13 protein-coding genes and 1 pseudogene are annotated in these 15,275 nt (G+C 71.7%); 4 read left to right on the top strand and 10 right to left on the bottom strand.

Annotated features, from left to right (window positions below):
- Positions 1-60 precede the first annotated feature (60 nt).
- Positions 61-624 carry a TetR/AcrR family transcriptional regulator gene (locus SD460_RS43535; RefSeq protein ID WP_318307693.1) on the top strand — a complete coding sequence of 188 codons (564 nt, stop codon included), beginning with the start codon at positions 61-63 and terminating at the stop codon, positions 622-624.
- A 99-nt stretch (positions 625-723) separates the two neighbouring features.
- Positions 724-1,887, top strand: a complete 1,164-nt coding sequence (locus SD460_RS43530; protein ID WP_290057652.1) for a cytochrome P450 — start codon at positions 724-726, stop codon at positions 1,885-1,887.
- A gap of 6 nt (positions 1,888-1,893) precedes the next feature.
- On the opposite strand, the gene SD460_RS43525 is transcribed toward SD460_RS43530, so the two are convergent.
- Positions 1,894-2,682 (bottom strand): siderophore-interacting protein, encoded by a 789-nt coding sequence (locus tag SD460_RS43525; RefSeq protein WP_290057627.1) that lies wholly within the window; start codon positions 2,680-2,682, stop codon positions 1,894-1,896.
- On the bottom strand, positions 2,679-4,952 hold the full coding sequence (locus SD460_RS43520) for an ATP-binding cassette domain-containing protein (protein WP_318307663.1): 2,274 nt from the start codon (positions 4,950-4,952) through the stop codon (positions 2,679-2,681). Before SD460_RS43520 ends, SD460_RS43525 begins: the two co-directional genes overlap by 4 nt.
- A 74-nt stretch (positions 4,953-5,026) precedes the next feature.
- Here SD460_RS43520 and SD460_RS43515 point away from each other — a divergent pair, with 74 nt between their 5' ends.
- Positions 5,027-5,806 carry a TetR/AcrR family transcriptional regulator gene (locus SD460_RS43515; RefSeq protein ID WP_290062959.1) on the top strand — a complete coding sequence of 260 codons (780 nt, stop codon included), beginning with the start codon at positions 5,027-5,029 and terminating at the stop codon, positions 5,804-5,806.
- A gap of 753 nt (positions 5,807-6,559) precedes the next feature.
- Here the strand turns inward: SD460_RS43515 and SD460_RS43510 are convergent.
- The 8 genes and pseudogenes from SD460_RS43510 to SD460_RS43475 all read right to left on the bottom strand — a co-directional run bounded on the left by SD460_RS43510 (position 6,560) and on the right by SD460_RS43475 (position 14,757).
- Entirely contained in the window at positions 6,560-7,786 is a 1,227-nt protein-coding gene (locus SD460_RS43510) for an HNH endonuclease signature motif containing protein (RefSeq protein ID WP_318307662.1), read from the bottom strand.
- A 35-nt stretch (positions 7,787-7,821) separates the two neighbouring features.
- Complete coding sequence (locus SD460_RS43505; protein ID WP_290062211.1) at positions 7,822-8,553, bottom strand: methyltransferase domain-containing protein; 732 nt, start codon at positions 8,551-8,553, stop codon at positions 7,822-7,824.
- Positions 8,554-8,565: 12 nt separating this feature from the next.
- Positions 8,566-8,769, bottom strand: a pseudogene (locus SD460_RS43500) (putative acetyltransferase); the annotation flags it as partial.
- A complete protein-coding gene (locus SD460_RS43495) occupies positions 8,766-8,996 on the bottom strand; it encodes a glutaredoxin domain-containing protein (protein ID WP_290062204.1) in 231 nt (76 codons plus the stop codon). The gene SD460_RS43495 and the pseudogene SD460_RS43500, both read right to left, overlap by 4 nt.
- On the bottom strand, positions 8,993-11,101 hold the full coding sequence (locus SD460_RS43490) for a phage holin family protein (protein ID WP_290062205.1): 2,109 nt from the start codon (positions 11,099-11,101) through the stop codon (positions 8,993-8,995). The genes SD460_RS43495 and SD460_RS43490 overlap by 4 nt, the downstream gene beginning before the upstream one ends.
- Positions 11,098-11,679 (bottom strand): DedA family protein, encoded by a 582-nt coding sequence (locus SD460_RS43485; RefSeq protein WP_290062206.1) that lies wholly within the window; start codon positions 11,677-11,679, stop codon positions 11,098-11,100. The genes SD460_RS43490 and SD460_RS43485 overlap by 4 nt, the downstream gene beginning before the upstream one ends.
- On the bottom strand, positions 11,676-12,467 hold the full coding sequence (locus tag SD460_RS43480; protein ID WP_290062207.1) for an MBL fold metallo-hydrolase: 792 nt from the start codon (positions 12,465-12,467) through the stop codon (positions 11,676-11,678). Before SD460_RS43480 ends, SD460_RS43485 begins: the two co-directional genes overlap by 4 nt.
- Before the next feature lie 241 nt (positions 12,468-12,708).
- The gene (locus tag SD460_RS43475; protein ID WP_290062208.1) at positions 12,709-14,757 is read right to left on the bottom strand and encodes a terpene synthase family protein; all 2,049 of its coding nucleotides are present in this window, start codon (positions 14,755-14,757) and stop codon (positions 12,709-12,711) included.
- Between the two features lie 165 nt (positions 14,758-14,922).
- On the opposite strand from SD460_RS43475, the gene SD460_RS43470 reads away from it, so the two are divergent.
- A complete protein-coding gene (locus tag SD460_RS43470; protein ID WP_290062209.1) occupies positions 14,923-15,219 on the top strand; it encodes a GNAT family N-acetyltransferase in 297 nt (98 codons plus the stop codon).
- Positions 15,220-15,275 lie beyond the last annotated feature (56 nt).

The raw sequence follows: 15,275 nt of genomic DNA, 5'->3' as shown, positions 1-15,275 counted from the left end.
CCGGAGAACGTCGCGGCCGGAATCGGCCGAACGAGGAACCGCTGGGGCGAAGGCGAACGGCTGCGCGGGGAAATCCTCGAAGCGGCCGGCCGCTTGCTCGCCGAGCTCGGCGGCGAGGACGGGCTGACGATCCGCGGTGTGGCGCGGGCCGTCGGCATCGCCCCGGCGAGCATCTACCAGCATTTCTCCGATCGTGCGGAATTGGTGCGCGGGCTCCTCGATCACGAATACGCACGGCTCGCCGAATCGATGCGCGTGGCCGAGGAGTCGGTCGGGGAAACCGATGCCGTCGGGCGCATCCGCGCACAGATTCACGCCTACTGCGCCTTCGCGATGCGGAATCCGGGGCACTACCGCCTGATGCTGGCGAACGGCGCCTCCGAGCTCGAGGCCGGTACGCGGCCGAAAGGCCCGCTCCTCGACGTGATCGATCGGCTGACGGCGGGCTTCGAGCGCTGCGTCGAGGCGGGCCACGAGCTCCGCGTCACCCCGGGCCGTGCGGCGGCGGTGGTGTTCGTCGGCGCGCACGGGCGGGTCGCGTTGTTCCACAGCGCGCTCAACCGGACCGGCGCTGAGCTGGTGGAGCCGTTCGTGGACGAGTTGGTTTCGCTGGTGTTCGCCTGATCGGACCTGTGGCGGGGCGGCCGGAAGATGCTTAGCATGGCTATGTAAATTTCCGGCAGCTTCGGGAGGTATCCGGTGGACGGCGTGCCCGCGTTTCCGATGACCCGGCGGTGTCCCTTCGACCCGCCCGCCGAACTCGGCGAGCTGCCGCCGGTTTCCCGCGTGCGCCTGTGGAACGGCGAGACGCCGTGGCTGGTCACGCGCTACGACGACGTGCGCTCGCTGCTGCGCGACACGCGGGTCAGCGCCGACTCGGACCGGCCCGGCTACCCGCACCAGACCGCGGCGTCGGCCGCCCGGCGCCACCGCGCGAAGTCGTTCATCACCATGGACGGCGCCGAGCACGCGGCGCAGCGCAAGCTGCTGACCGGCGACTTCCTGGTCAAGAAGATGGAGGCGCTGCGCCCGGCGATCCAGCGCATCGTCGACGGCCTCGTCGACGGGCTGCTGGCCGGCCCGAAGCCGGTCGACCTGGTGACGGCGTTCGCGCTGCCGGTGCCGTCGCTGGTGATCTGCGAGCTGCTCGGCGTGCCGTACGAGGACCGGGAACTGTTCCAGGACATCACGAAGGTGATGGTTTCGACCACGGCGACCCCGGCGGAAGCGTTGCAGGCCACCGAAGAACTGCTGGCGTACCTCGGTGGTCTGGTCGAGCGGAAGGCCGCGGCGCCGGGCGACGACGTGCTGAGCAAGCTGGCGGTGACGCAGTACGCGACCGGCCGGATGACCGCCGAAGAGGTCGCGTCCATGGGCCAGCTGCTGCTGGTCGCGGGCCACGAGACGACGGCGAACATGATCGCCCTCGGCACGGTCGCGCTGCTGGAGCACCCGGACCAGCTGGCGCTGGTGCGCGACGGCGACGCTGACCTGCTGCGCCGCGCGGTCGAAGAGCTGTTGCGCTACTTGAACATCACGCACACCGGGCGCCGCCGCGTCGCGACCGAAGACATCGAAGTCGGTGGCGAGGTCATCCGCGCGGGCGAAGGCATCATCGCGGCCGGCGACGTCGCGAACCGCGACGAAACGGTGTTCGAGCACGCCGACCGGCTCGACGTGACCCGCGAGGCCCGCCACCACGTCGCCTTCGGCTACGGCGTGCACCAGTGCCTCGGCCAGACGCTGGCGCGGGTGGAGCTGCAGGTGGTCTACGGGACGCTGTACCGCCGCATCCCGGAGTTGCGGCTCGCGGTGCCGGTTGAAGAGCTGGCGTTCAAGGACGACATGCTGGTGTACGGGGTGCACAGCTTGCCGGTCACCTGGTGACGCGGCTCAGCCGAGCTTCTCCCGCGCGTCGGCCAGGTCGTCCGGGGTCGGGGCGTCGTCCTGGGTGAGCTTGCGCCGCCAGTAGCCGGTGAATTCGATGGCGCTCTTGTCGATGCCCCGGCCGACGAGGTGCCGCCGCAGGGCGCGGACCGTCGACGCCTCGCCGGCCAGCCATGCCGCTACCTGTCCTTGTGGCCAAACCGCTTCACGCACCGATTCCACCAGCTTGGCCCCGTGCTCGGCGCCGTCGCGGTGCACCCACCGGACGTTCGGCAGCGCCTGCTCCTCGGCCGCGTCCGCCACCTCGACGAACACCAGCGCGTTGTCCACTTCGGACAGCAGGGTGGCGATCGCGGGCAGCGCCGTCTCGTCCCCGGCGAGCAGCACCGTGTCCGCCGTCGGTACCGGACGGCGGTAGGCCTCGTCCGGGCCGTAGCGGCCGAGGACCTGGCCGGGAGCCGCGGACCGGGCCCACTCCGTCGCCGGGCCCACCGCGCCGGGGTGCAGCACGAACTCGACGTCGATCGTGTCCCGGCCGCGGTCGCGCACCGTGTAGCTGCGCATCACCGGCCGCTCGGCCTCGGGGATCTCGAGGTACGCCTGGTACCAGCGCAGGACGTCGCCGCCGGCCGCGGGCAGCCGGACCGGACGGCCCGGCGGCGGGACCAGGAGCTTGAGCTGCTGGTCCGGCCACGCGGGCAGCTCGCCGAGGCCCTCGCCGGTGAAGGTGACGCGGACCGTGCGCGGCGTCGGCCGGTGCACCGCGGTCACTTCGAGCAGTCCGGTCGCGTTCACGGCTTCCCCAGGTATTCGCGCAGGTGTCGGGCGGTCAGGGTGGACGCGGTTTCGACCAGCTCGGCGGGTGTTCCGGTGAACACCACACGCCCGCCGTCGTGCCCGGCGCCGGGGCCGAGGTCGATCAGCCAGTCGGCGTGCGCCATCACGGCCTGGTGGTGCTCGATCACGATCACCGTGTTGCCCGCGTCGACGATCCGGTCCAGCAACGCGAGCAGCTGGTCGACGTCGGCGAGGTGCAAGCCGGTGGTCGGCTCGTCGAGGATGTAGGTCGAGCCCTTCTCGGCCATCCGGATCGCCAGCTTGAGCCGCTGCCGTTCGCCGCCGGACAGCGTCGTGAGCGGCTGGCCGAGCGTCAGGTAGCCGAGACCGACGTCGGCGAGGCGGTCGAGCACCGTCCGCGCGGTGCCGCCGTCGAAGAACTCGCGCGCCTCGGCGACGGACATCCCGAAGACCTCGCTGATGTTCTTGTCCCGCAGCTCGTACGTCAGCACCTGCGGCGTGAACCGCCGCCCCTCGCACTCTTCGCAGACGGACGCGACGCCGGCCATCATCGCGAGGTCGGTGTAGATCACGCCGAGGCCCTTGCACTTCGGGCAGGCGCCTTCGGAGTTGGCGCTGAACAGGCTCGCCTTGACGCCGTTGGCCTTGGCGAAGGCGGCGCGGATCGGGTCGAGCAGGCCGGTGTAGGTGGCCGGGTTGGACCGGCGCGACCCGCGGATCGCGGACTGGTCGACCACGACGACGTCGTCGCGGTGGGCGAGCGAGCCGTGGATCAGCGAGCTCTTCCCGGACCCGGCGACCCCGGTCACGACGGTCAGGACGCCGAGCGGGACGTCCACGCTGACGTCACGCAGGTTGTGCAGCTTCGCGCCGGTGATCTTGACGTGCCCGGTGGGCCGGCGCGGCTGTTCCCGCAGCGTGACGCGGTGGTCGAGGTGGCGCCCGGTGAGCGTGCCGGACGCGCGCAAGCCGTCGAGGTCGCCGGTGTAGCAGAGCCGCCCGCCGTCGGTGCCCGCGCCGGGCCCGAGGTCGACGACGTGGTCGGCGATCCGGATCGTCTCCGGCTTGTGCTCGACGACCAGGATCGTGTTCCCCTTGTCCCGCAGGCAGAGCAGCAGGTTGTTCATCCGCTCGATGTCGTGCGGGTGCAGCCCGACGGTCGGCTCGTCGAAGACGTAGGTGACGTCGGTGAGGCTGGAACCGAGGTGGCGCACCATCTTCACGCGCTGCGCCTCGCCACCGGAGAGCGTCGCGGATTCGCGGTCGAGCGAGAGGTAGCCGAGGCCGATCTCGACCAGCGAGTCGAGCGTGTCGCGCAGGTTGCCCAGCAGCGGCCGGATCGACGGCGCGTCGAGGCTCCGCACGAAGTCGGCGAGGTCGCTGATCTGCAGGGCGGCGCAGTCGGCGATGTTCTTGCCGTCGATCTTCGCCGAGAGCGAGGCCTGGTTCAGCCGGGCGCCACCGCACTCGTCGCAGGTCTTGAAGGTGGCGGCCTTCTCGATGAACGCGCGCAGCTTCGGCTGCAGCGACTCGACGTCCTTGTGCAGGTAGAGCCGCCGGACCTTCACCGCGAGGCCTTCGTAGGTCACGTTGGTCTTGCCGACCTTGACTTTGCAGGAGTCCTTGTGCAGCAGGGCGTCGAGCTGCTCCGGCGTGAAGTCGCGGATCTTGGCGTCGGGGTCGTAGAAGCCGGAGGAGAGGTAGGTCTGCACGTACCACGTGTCCGGGGTGAAGCCCGGGACCTGGATCGCGCCTTCGTGCAGGGAGAGGTCGAAGTCGAGCAGGGCGTCCACGTCGAGGTCGGACACCCGGCCGAGGCCCTCGCAGGCCGGGCACATGCCTTCGGGAAGGTTGAAGCTGAAGGCGCCGGACGTGCCGACGTACGGCTCGCCGAGCCGGGAGAAGGCGATCCGCAGCATCGCGTAGGCGTCGGTCGCGGTGCCGACGGTCGAGCGCGAGTTGGCGCCCATGCGTTCCTGGTCGACGACGATGGCCGCGCTGAGGTTTTCCAGCAGGTCGACGTCCGGGCGCGACAGGCTCGGCATGAACGACTGGAGGAAAGCGCTGTAGGTCTCGTTGATCAGCCGCTGGGATTCGGCCGCGATGGTGCCGAAGACCAGCGACGACTTGCCGGAGCCGGACACACCGGTGAACACCGTGAGCCGCCGCTTCGGGATGTCCAGGTCGATGCCGGTCAGGTTGTTCTCCCGGGCTCCCCGGACCTCGATCACGTCGTGGGTGTCGGCGGCCCGCCTGGGTGAAGTCATACCGTCCTTCTCGATGCTTTAGGCTGTAAAGTGATTCTTCGGTACATTACTTTATGGCGTAAGGAGTCGGCAAGGTGGTCGTCTTCGCGGGTCAGGGCGACGCCCGCCGCTCCATGGAACTGCTGTGGGGCCCGCGGCTGGGCGCCCCGCGCACCGGCCCGGGCCCCAAACCGGGCCTGTCCGTCGAGGCGATCGTGTCGGCGGCGATCGAGATAGCGGACGCCGAGGGCATGCCGGCCCTGTCGATGCGCTCGGTCGGCGAGCGCCTCGGCCGGACGGCGATGGCGTTGTATACGTATGTTCCGGGCAAGACCGAGCTGGTTGATTTGATGTACGACCGCACCCTGGCGGAGCTGCCTTCGTCGTACCCGTCGGCTTCGGGCTGGCGTGCGGCGGCGTTGGCGCTGGCTGATGCGTTGTGGGAACTGCATTTGCGGCACCCCTGGCTGCTGCAGGTGTCCCCGGCTCGCCCGGTGCTGGGCCCGGGGGAGTTCCACGTTCAGGAGACGTTGTTGTCGGTGCTGGCGTTGACGGGCTTGCCGCTGTCTCGGGTTCGCTGGGTGGTGTCGGCGCTGTTCAACATCGTGAGGGGCTCGGTCCAGGCGGCGGCGGAGTCTCGGCAGGCGGCGGCTGAGACGGGGCAGTCTGAGGAGGATTGGTGGTATGCGCGCTCGGCGTTGTTGGGGGAGTTGGTGCCGGACTTGACTTCGCGGTTTCCGACGGTGGCGCGGGTGGAGTACGAGCCGTCGGAGACGGAGGAGCCGTACCTGGAGAGGGAAGCGCGGTTGTCGTTCGAGGCGGGGGTGGAACTGCTGCTGGACGGCGTGGAGGCGGCGATCGCTCGGGCGCTTTGACCGCTGATGGCGAGGCTTTCATCGAGGACGGCCGTCGGCTTGGGACTTGGCGGGGGCGGCGGGGTTTCTGCATTGGGGGCCGGGTGGGGCGACGGCGGCCGGTGGGGTGCGGGCTCCCGGCGAGAGGGGCTGTGCGGAGCGGGACTGCCCCGCCTCGGGGTTCGGTGTGTGGGCCGATGGTGGAGGCGCGTGGGACTGGGACATTGGCGACCGAATGTGGGACGCGGGCTCGGATCGCGAGCGCTGCGCGGGGCGGGATAGCCGCCCGGGGCTTTGGGTGGGCCGGAGCCGGAGCCGGAGCCGGGGCTGGAGTCGGGGCTGGAGCCGGGGCCGGTGGCCGCGGCTTGGGGCCGGAGGCCAGCGGGGCGGGACAGCGGTCGGGACCGGGGCGGGGGCTGAGGCGGGGGCCGGAGGCGAGCGGGCGGGTATGTGGGCGCCCAACGTTGACGAGGGTGTAGGTCCGGAAATTTGGCCGGTGCCGGTGCCGGTGCCGGTGCGCGGGGCGTGGGTTGGGGCCGGAGGCGAGTGGGGTGGGTATGTGGGCGCCCGCATATTGACGCGGATGTAGGTCCGGGACCTTGGGGTGGGCCGGTGGCGGTGGCGGCCCGGAAACGGGAGTTGGGGCCGGGGCCGGAGGCTGGAGCCGGTGCCGGAGGCGGAGGCGGGGCGGGGCGGCGAGTGGGCCGCCGAAACGGGGGCGTGGGTGTAGGCCCGGAGCCGGTGGCTGCGGGCCTTACCCTTATTCGAGAGTGGTCAGGCTGCGAAGGGCAGCGGCTGGTGCAGGTTGTTGCGCCTGGGTTTTCGACGCTTGTCCAAGAACATCGGCGGGAGGAACTCCGGGTGACCATCCGCGGCGATGCGGACCTGCCAGCCCGAACGGTGCAGCAACCGGTGGTGATGGGCGCAGAGCAGGACCAGGTTAGCCAGCTCCGTCGGGCCGCCGTCGGCCCAGTGGCGGATGTGGTGACCCTGGCAGTGCCGGGGTGGGCGATGGCAGCCAGGGAAGGCGCAGCCGCGGTCGCGCAGGAACAACGCGCGGCGTAGGCCGGGGGTGATCAGGCGGCGGGCTCGGCCCACATCGAGGGGTTCGCTTTGGGCGCCGAGGACGGCGGGGATCAGTTTGCAGTCGCAGGCGTGGACGCGGGCCTCGGCCGCGGAGATCCGGCCGGTGTCGCCCAAGGTCGCGGTGCCGAGACCGGACTGCAGGTCGGCCAGGGACACCGCCACCAGCACGTGGGCGCGTTCCCCGGCCTGCATCGGCAGGTCCGGGGCGTTGAGGGCCAAGTCCACCGCGTCGGAGAACGCGTCGCCGTAGCGTTCCTGCGGGGAGCGCAGGTCGGGACCCTCGTCGGGGGTGGTGCGGCGCTCGGCCAACGCGTCGAGCAGGGCGTGGGCGCGGGTGCCGGTCTCGTCGTCGAAGCGGCCCGACAGCTCCCATGTTCCGGTGCGTTTGCGACGTAGGGAGAGTTCGCGGGCGGGGGTGACCGGGTCGGTGTCCAGAGGCGGGGCGCCGTCGGGGTCGAGGTGGGCGATGATGCGGGCGCCGAGGGCGGCGACCTGTTTGTGGCCGGCGTCGGCGGCGAAGGTGAGCAGATCCGCTTCGGCGCTCTCGCGGTGCTCGACCGGGATCCGGGTCAACGTCTCGACGATCGTGTCGATCATCGGGGTGCTCAACCCGCCGGAGGCAGCGGCCACGGCGGTGGCGGGGGCCAGGGCGGGACCGGCATCGAGAGAACGGCTGGGGTGCAGGGCGTGGGCGCGGGTGACAGTACGTTCGGCGGCCGCGCGGGGGACGTCGGCGAGGTGCTCGAACAACCGCGCCACCGAACGGTAGCCGAACAGTTCCTGCACACCGCGGGACTCGATTTCCACCAGCAGTGCACCGATTTCGGCCTCAGCGGAGCGGACGACGGTGAGCAGGGAGCGGAGGCGGTCGGCCAAGGCCTCCGCGTCCGCTTGCCACACCGCTTGTCTGTCCACACCCCGAGATTACCGCCAATACGAACACCTGTTCATCACTCGATCAGGTGGGCTTCGATCAAGAACCGGGTCGTATGCGCGACGAACGGCCCGTCCCGCTCGATCAGCTCGTGCAGCTCCCTCAACTTCGGCAAGTACTGCTCCACCGTGAACCCCGGCACCATCCAGATCACCTTGCGCAGGAAGTAAACCACCGCGCCGATGTCGAAGAACTCCGTGCGCAGGGACTCCGAACGCAGGTCGACGACCTCGAAGCCCGCCGCCGTCGCCGCTGCGGCCGCGTGGGACGGGTTGCGGCTGTCGCGGGACGAAAAGGGTTGCTCCCCAAGGAAGAACTCCACCAGCTCGAACACGCTCGCCGGGCCGACCTGCTGGGAGAAGTACGTGCCTCCGGGACGCAGGACGCGGGCGATGTCCGGCCACGAGGTCGTCACCGGGTGGCGGCTGGAGACCAGGTCGAACACGTCGTCCGCGAACGGGAAGTCCGAAGTGGACACCACGGCGACCCCGCGTGGACGCAGGCGGGCCGACGCGCGTGCGACATTCGGCGGCCAGGACTCCGTTGCGACCGTCAACGGCGGGAGCGTGGGGCAACCGTCGAGGACTTCGCCGCCGCCGGTTTCCAGGTCGAGGGCCGATTCGACGGCGGCGAGGCGGTCGGCCAGCAGGCGCTGGTAGCCCCACGAGGGGCGGGCCTCCGTGGCGCGGCCGTCGAGCCACGAGAAGTCCCAGCCGTCCACGGAAACTGTGTCGGCTTCGGCCACCAGTGCCTCGAACCGCGAGCGGCGTGCCGGGGGCGGTGGGACGGGTTTGGCGAGGGTGACCGCCGAGAACGGCACCACCACCGGGCCGCGCCGGGTTTCCACCGTGCACGTCGTGAGATCCCGCGCCGCCAGGTCGCCCAGGGCGTCGGTGAAGCCGCCCTCGACGCGGTACCGGACCACGACCCGCGTGCCCAATGGCAGCTCGCGCAGCAGCTTCACAACCGCGCGCTCAGCTCGTCGTCGGACGGCTCGACTAGGAACGTGCCGTCGGCCCAGACGATCGTGGGGATGCGGCGCGCGCCGTTCTGCAGTTCGCGGACCCGCGCTTCCGCGGCCGCGTCGGCCTCGACGTCCACATAGGAATACTCGATGCCGAGTCCGTCGAGCAAAGCGCGGCTGCGCTTGACGTCCGGGCACCAGGATGCGCCGTACACCGTCAGACTCACGAAACTACCTCCGAAACTTCGGCGGGAACGGGCGCGGGGTGGCCCAGTTCCGTGAGCCACCCCCGGAACACGCGGTGCAGGGCCTCCGCGCCGACGACCGCGCCGGGGAAGCCGAATTCGCGCGGGTGGACGACGAAGCCGCGTTGTTGCGGGCCGCCGAGTCCGCCGTGCGAACCGACGTGCGTCTCGAACGGGGACGCCTGGTCCGACTCCGGGTCGTAGCGGCTGTTGATCATGATGTCCGCGCAGTGCGGGAACGTGTCGACGCGCCGGATCAGGTCCGCCGCGTGCGGGCCGTACGGCGGCAGCGGGTCCTCGCCGATGACGACGCCCGTCGCGAGCCGGTGCAGTCCGTCGCGGCCCAGCACCACCGGGCCGAATTCGCGGCTGCGGACCAGCAGGAACCCGACGCCGGGGTGGTCCACCAGCGACGGCAGCAGGTCGGGGAACTCGCGCTCGATCGTCTCCAGCTCGACGCGGCCTTCGTGCTCGGTGAACGACACCATCGCGACGTGCCCGGACACGACCGCGACCACGCCCGGCGCGACCCGGGTGACCGCGCCGGGGGAGCCGGACGTCGTGCGCGGGCGGTCTCCGGCGCACTCCGCGTTCTCCACCCGGGCCCGCAGCCGGCGCGCGATCAGGCCGCCGCTCTTCGTCGCCTCCGCCAGCGCCGCGTTGATCTGCCAGCTCTCGGCCTGGCGCCGCTTGCCCGCGGACGCCGGGGGCGAGCCGCCGCACAGCCGTCCGACGTACGCCTCGATCGTCTCGCCGAAGCGCTGCGAGAACGCCTGGCCCTGCGTCTGGCCGTGGTCCGACAACGCGACGACGTGGTAGCGGCGCGGGGCGAGCCGCGAAGCCCGGTGCAGCCGCGCGATCTGCTGGTCGATCGAGCGCAGCACCGACAGCGTGTCGAAGCGCTCGATGCCGGAGTGGTGCGCGACTTCGTCGTAGCCGAGGAAGTCCGCGTACACCACCGGGCGGCCGGCGAGCATGTCGCCGAGGATCGCCGACACGACGACGTCGCGCGCGATCACCGTCGTGCCCGGCCGCGCGAGGGGGTACCAGCCGCCGCGCGGGACCCGCGGCACGACACCCGCGCGGCGTTGGCGGACCGACGCGCTGATCTCGCGGAAGACGTCGGCGAGCGCGACGACGAACGTCCGCAGCGCGTTGATCGGGTTCGCGAAGTAGGCGTAGTAGCCCGCGCCGAGCCGGTCGCGACGACGGCGCAACAGTTTCTTCGGCACCAGCACCGGGATCGAGCTCATGGTGAGGCTGACGTGGTCGGCGTCGCCGGAGAACAGGTTCCCGTGGCTCGCCCCGCCGCCCGACAGCAGGCCGTGCCCGTCGGAGTGGCGCCGCTCGATCTCGGCCGCGTCGGTCGGGTGCGCGCACGCCATCACGTGGTCACGGTCCTTTTCGTACCAGCGGAAGCCGAGGATGTCGTGGTTGGAGCCGTGCAGGATGCCGCAGACGCTCGCGCCGGTCTGCGAGCTCCAGTCGGTGTGCCACGGCGTCAGCGCGTGGCTGTCCTCGGCGAGCCAAGCGGCGAACGTCGGCATGTCGCCGTCGCGGATCGCGCGGCGGACGGTGTCGAAGCCGAGGCCGTCGATCTGCAGGAACACCACGCCGGGCGGCTGACCGGCGTCGCCGGGCGTGGCGGCGTGACGACGGCGGCGGCGGTTCGCGCGGCGGAAGAAGATCTCGTCCTCGTCGATGGCCAGCCCGGCGGAGATGAGCGCGCCCACCCCGGCCATGGCGACGGTGACGAGCACCGCGGTCCGGAAGCCGTCGATCTCGACGCCGGGCACGGTGTGGAACACGGCGAGCGTCCCGGCGCCGAGCAGCAGGAACCCGGAGAGACCGAAGGTGAAGAACGCCAGCGGGTAGGCGATGCGCATGACGAGCGGCCAGGCGACGCCGGCGAGCAGGCCGAGCAGCAGCGCGCACACCGTCGGCTGCCACCAGTGCGTCATCCGGAAGCCGGGCAGGAGGACGTCGAGCAGCCGCAGCGCGCCGGTCACCGCGGCCCAGACCAGCAGGATCCGGGCGACGGCGCGGCCACCGCGCAGCAGCCTGCCCTTGGGCGCGGTCGTCGTCACACTCGCTCCTTGGTCTTGCGCCGCCACCGGGAGATCAGGTTCAGCGCCACGGTGACCAGCAGGACGAGCACCGTCGCCAGCAGCGTCGCGATGAGCGGGGAGTCGAAGATGCCGCCGCTGAGGATGCCGAGCAGGCTGTACGCGGTCGCCCAGAGCACGCACGCGACGAGCGCGGCGGGCAGCAGGCGCCGCCACGGGTAGCTCAGCGCGGCCGCCGCCAGCAGCACCGGGATCCGGCCGGCCGGGACGAGCCTGCCGATCACGATGAGCTGCCAGCCGCGGCGGGTGAACTGGTCGCGGGCCTTCTCGAGCCGTTCGGCGGGCTGGCGGCGGCTGATCCAGCGGAACGCGGCTTCGCTGCCCAGGCGCGGGATCCCGAACGTCACGACGTCGCCGACGTACGCGCCGAGGACGGAAAGGACGATCACCAGCGGCAGCGAAAGGTGGTCGGTGGTGGTGGCGACGGCGGCCGCGGCGCCGACCACCGCGCCGGTGGGCACGATCGGGATGATCGAGCCGAGCAGCACGCCGCCGAACACCGCCGGGTAGCCCAGCGAGGCCGGGTCGGTCCAGTTCACGCGCGGTCCTCACGCGCCGGGAGCACGACTTCGGCGCCGGGCTCGGTGAACAGGACTTCGGTGGCGATGCCGTGCTTGCGCACTTCGGCCGCGAACACCCGCGGCGGGTCGGCGAGCAGCCGGCGCATCCGGGCGGTCCGCCGCAGCCCCGGCACGGCGAGGGTGCCCCAGTGCACGGGCACGGCGGCGCGGGCCCGGACGAGTTCGGCGGCCTTCGCGGCGCGGGCCGGGTCCAGGTGGCCGGGCCCGAGGTTCGGCCCCCAGCCCCAGACCGGCAGCAGGGCGACGTCGACCGGGCCGAAGGCCGCCATCCCGGCGAAGAGGTCGGTGTCGCCCGCGTTGTAGACCGTCGTGCCCGCGGCCTTGACCAGGTGCCCGACGGCGGGGCTCTGCGGGCCGTGGGTGAGCCGCGGCCCCCACCGGTGCCCGGAATGGACGGCTTCGGTGGCCGTGACGGTCAGCCCGCCGTCGGTCAGGGTCTCGCCGGGCGCGATCTCTTCGACGCGCCGGAAGCCCTTCTTGGCGAGCCAGCTCCCGGCGCCTTTCGGGACGACGACGCGGGTGTCCCGGCCGAGCAGCTTGAGCGAGGGCGGGTGGAGGTGGTCGCCGTGCAGGTGGGAGAGCAGCACGAGGTCGACGCCGGCGTAGCTCTCCGGCGGTGGCGGCGGGACGACCCGGGTGAGCCCGCCGACGCGCGCGGTGAGCACCGGGTCGGTCAGCACGACCCGGCCACCGAGTTCCAGCCGGACGGTCGAATGGCCGAGGAATCGCAGGTTGAAGCCGCTCACGCTGTCGAGTATCGCCTTCGCGCCGCGCGAACGCCCGGCGGAGTGGCGCGGACAACGCTGCCCGGTGACGGCTCGCTAGCGCACGGCTCCCCGCTGACGCCCGGCCCGTCTCAGGCGGAGGCGTCGCCGGGCGCGTCGCCACCGCGCGCGCAGGTCCGTCCGGAGCGCTTGTTCTGCCTCGCGGTGCATGCCGATTTCGTGCAGCAGCTCGGCCACCCGGATCTGCTTGTCGGTCGGCACCTCAGCGGCCCGCGGGCAGCAGGGACGAGATCCGCAGCGCCGACGTCCCGAGCCCGGTCGGCTGCCCGAGGCCGGGGTGGTGGCCCAGCTCGAGCTCGGTGTACCGGCCGGCGTTCCGGTGCCAGTGGGCGACCCCGGCCAGCCAGTCGCGCAGGTGGTCCGCGGGCGCGGCGTGGCGGAACTCCGCGAGCCGGGCCTCGGCCAGGTCGGCGACCACCGAGAAGGCGCGCTCCTCCGAGCAGTCCAGGAAGTTGCGCACCACGAGCACGCTGTTGTTCAGCTCGCCCTCGGCCCGGATCTCCTTGCGGTAGGAGTACAGGTCGTTGAGCAGTCCCGCGTAGTCGGCGGCGACGGGGGCGAGGGGCGAGCGGGGCCCGGTGAGGCTCATCGAGAGGTCCGCGCCGAACGTGCGGCGCCGCATCTCGACGTGGTCGATCGGATCCGGGATCCGGTTCTGCGCCAGGTTCGCCAGCCGCCACAGCCAGCTTGCCGTCATCGACTCGACGGCGCGGCGCACGGCGTCGCGGTTTTCCGTCCGCGGCCAGAGGTCGGCGAGCGCGGTTTCGAGGGCGTTCAGCGGCGACGGCGGCTTGTCCGCCATGAAGCGCGCCAGGCGTTCGTTGCACGCCTTCGCCGCCGCGAGGTCGCGGGTCGCGCCGAAGACGTCCTGGTAGTAGTCGTCGGCGAAGGTGCTCCAGGTCAGCCAGTCGCTGGTGACGTCGAGCCGTGCCGCCGTCGCGTCCGGGTGGATGCCCGCCGCGCACAGCGGCAGGTCGGCGGCGCGCAGCTTCCGCTCGTCCCAGAGCAGGCCGTCGAGGAAGCCCACCCGCCGCGCCCAGTCGACGTTGCGGCGGCGGCAGGACTCCAGGTGCGGGCTGAGCCGCGGCGGGAACGGCGCCTCGACCGGCGGCGGCGTCGAAACCTCGCCGAACGGGGTGTGCGAGTACGCCCGCAGCCGCTGCGGCGCGGTCTTGAGCACCGAGGCGAAGATGCGCGCCGCGGACGTCCCGAGGCCGGTCGCGCCGAGCTCCGGGCGGTCGTCGAGGGCCCCTTCGTTCATGTACCGGCTGGAGCGCAGGTGCCACTCGTGCCCGCCGGCCTGCCAGTCCTGCAGCCCCTTGACGTAGGCGAACGTCGCCGCGCGCTCGGCCGGGTCGACGTGATGCTCGTCGAACAGCGCGGGCACCTCGGTGAGCGCGGTGTGCTCGAACTGGTGCAGCCGCGAGGTGATCAGGTCGTTGACGGCGTCGGCCGCCCGCTGGGTGGGGAGGCCGAGGAACTCCTCGAACACGAGCACACCGTTGGACAGCTCGCCCTCGTCCTGCACCTCGCGCTGGTAGGAGAAGAGGTCGTTGCGGAGGTGGACGCTGTCGGCGAAGCAGTCGCGGAGGACTTCCATCGGCCGCGAGGCGGCGATGGCGTCGGGCACCTCGGCGTGCACGGAGTGCTCGATCAGGTTCGCCGACCACGGCGCGCCGCCGACCTTCCGCCGCATCTCGACGTACTCGATCGGGTTGGCGAGCCGGCCTTCGTTGATGTTGGCGAGTTCCCAGAGCGACTCGTCCAGCAACGCTTTCGTGCTGTCGGTGAAGCGCTTCCGCCAGCCGGCCGACCGGTACGGCACGGTCCGGGCCCAGAGGTCCGCGAGCCCGCGCTCGACCGGGTTCTCCGGTTTCGCGGTGATCTCGCCGTCGGCGGGCATGAAGAGCTCCAGCCGATCGAGGTACGTGTGCGCGCTTTCGATGTCGCCGGTGCGCTTGTAGAGCTCGAGGAAGTGGTCGTCGAAGTAGAAGACCCAGACGTACCAGTCGGTGATCAGGTCGAGCTCTTCGGCGCCGGCGTCCGGGTGGGTGTAGGCGCAGAGCAGGGCGTAGTCGTGGGAATCGAGGTCGTGCTCGGTCCAGATGACGGTGCCGTGCTGCGGCACGCCGATCATGTCGAGCCCGGCCGCCCAGGCCTTGCTGTGAACGCGCGCGCGTTCGAGGTGCGGGTTCAACCGGGCGGGGTGGGGGAGGTAGAAGTCGGGGAGGACGAAGGGCTGCTCGGGCACCCTGTGAGGCAACCAAACGCGGCGGGTACCGCCAAGGGCCCCGGCCGGGTTGCACACGAACGGGCCGGACGCGTCCCCCGGCCGGCCCAGCGGAGGTCACGACCCGGTCAGCGCCCGCCGGGTGGGCATCGCACGATGGGGGACGAACCCGAGCGAGGAGAGCGCATGACCGAGGAAACCCGAGTGACGCACAACCCGGACGAAAGCCGGTACGAGGTGTGGGTGGGGGACGAGCTGGCCGGGATGGCGTTCTACGAGCAGCGCGGCGAGCTGACGGTGTTCACCCACACGGAGATCGACGACGCGTTCGCCGGGCGGGGGCTGGGGAAGGTGCTGGCGGCGGGAGCGTTGGACGACGTCGTGGCGGCGGGGCGGACGATCGTGCCGGTGTGCCCGTTCATTGCGGGGTACCTGCGGAAGAACCCGGGGTACGAGGAGCACGTGCGGTGGCCGAAGGGCTGAGGTCGGTCGGGTCGGGCGCGGGTTGGGCGGGCCGGGCGCCGATGCCGTGAATGACT

This window comes from Amycolatopsis solani, from assembly GCF_033441515.1.
In the GTDB taxonomy this organism is placed as follows: Bacteria; Actinomycetota; Actinomycetes; order Mycobacteriales; family Pseudonocardiaceae; genus Amycolatopsis; species Amycolatopsis solani.
The sequence above is the reverse complement of the archived record's forward strand: the minus strand, read 5'-3'. Positions and strand labels throughout refer to the sequence as shown.

Bases quoted from the DNA above. Each gene is read 5' to 3' on its own strand.
- SD460_RS43530 (WP_290057652.1), top strand. From the start codon at position 724: ATGACCCGGCGGTGTCCCTTCGACCCGCCCGCCGAACTCGGCGAGCTG.
- SD460_RS43520 (WP_318307663.1), bottom strand. From the start codon at position 4,952: ATGACTTCACCCAGGCGGGCCGCCGACACCCACGACGTGATCGAGGTC.
- SD460_RS43470 (WP_290062209.1), top strand. From the start codon at position 14,923: ATGACCGAGGAAACCCGAGTGACGCACAACCCGGACGAAAGCCGGTAC.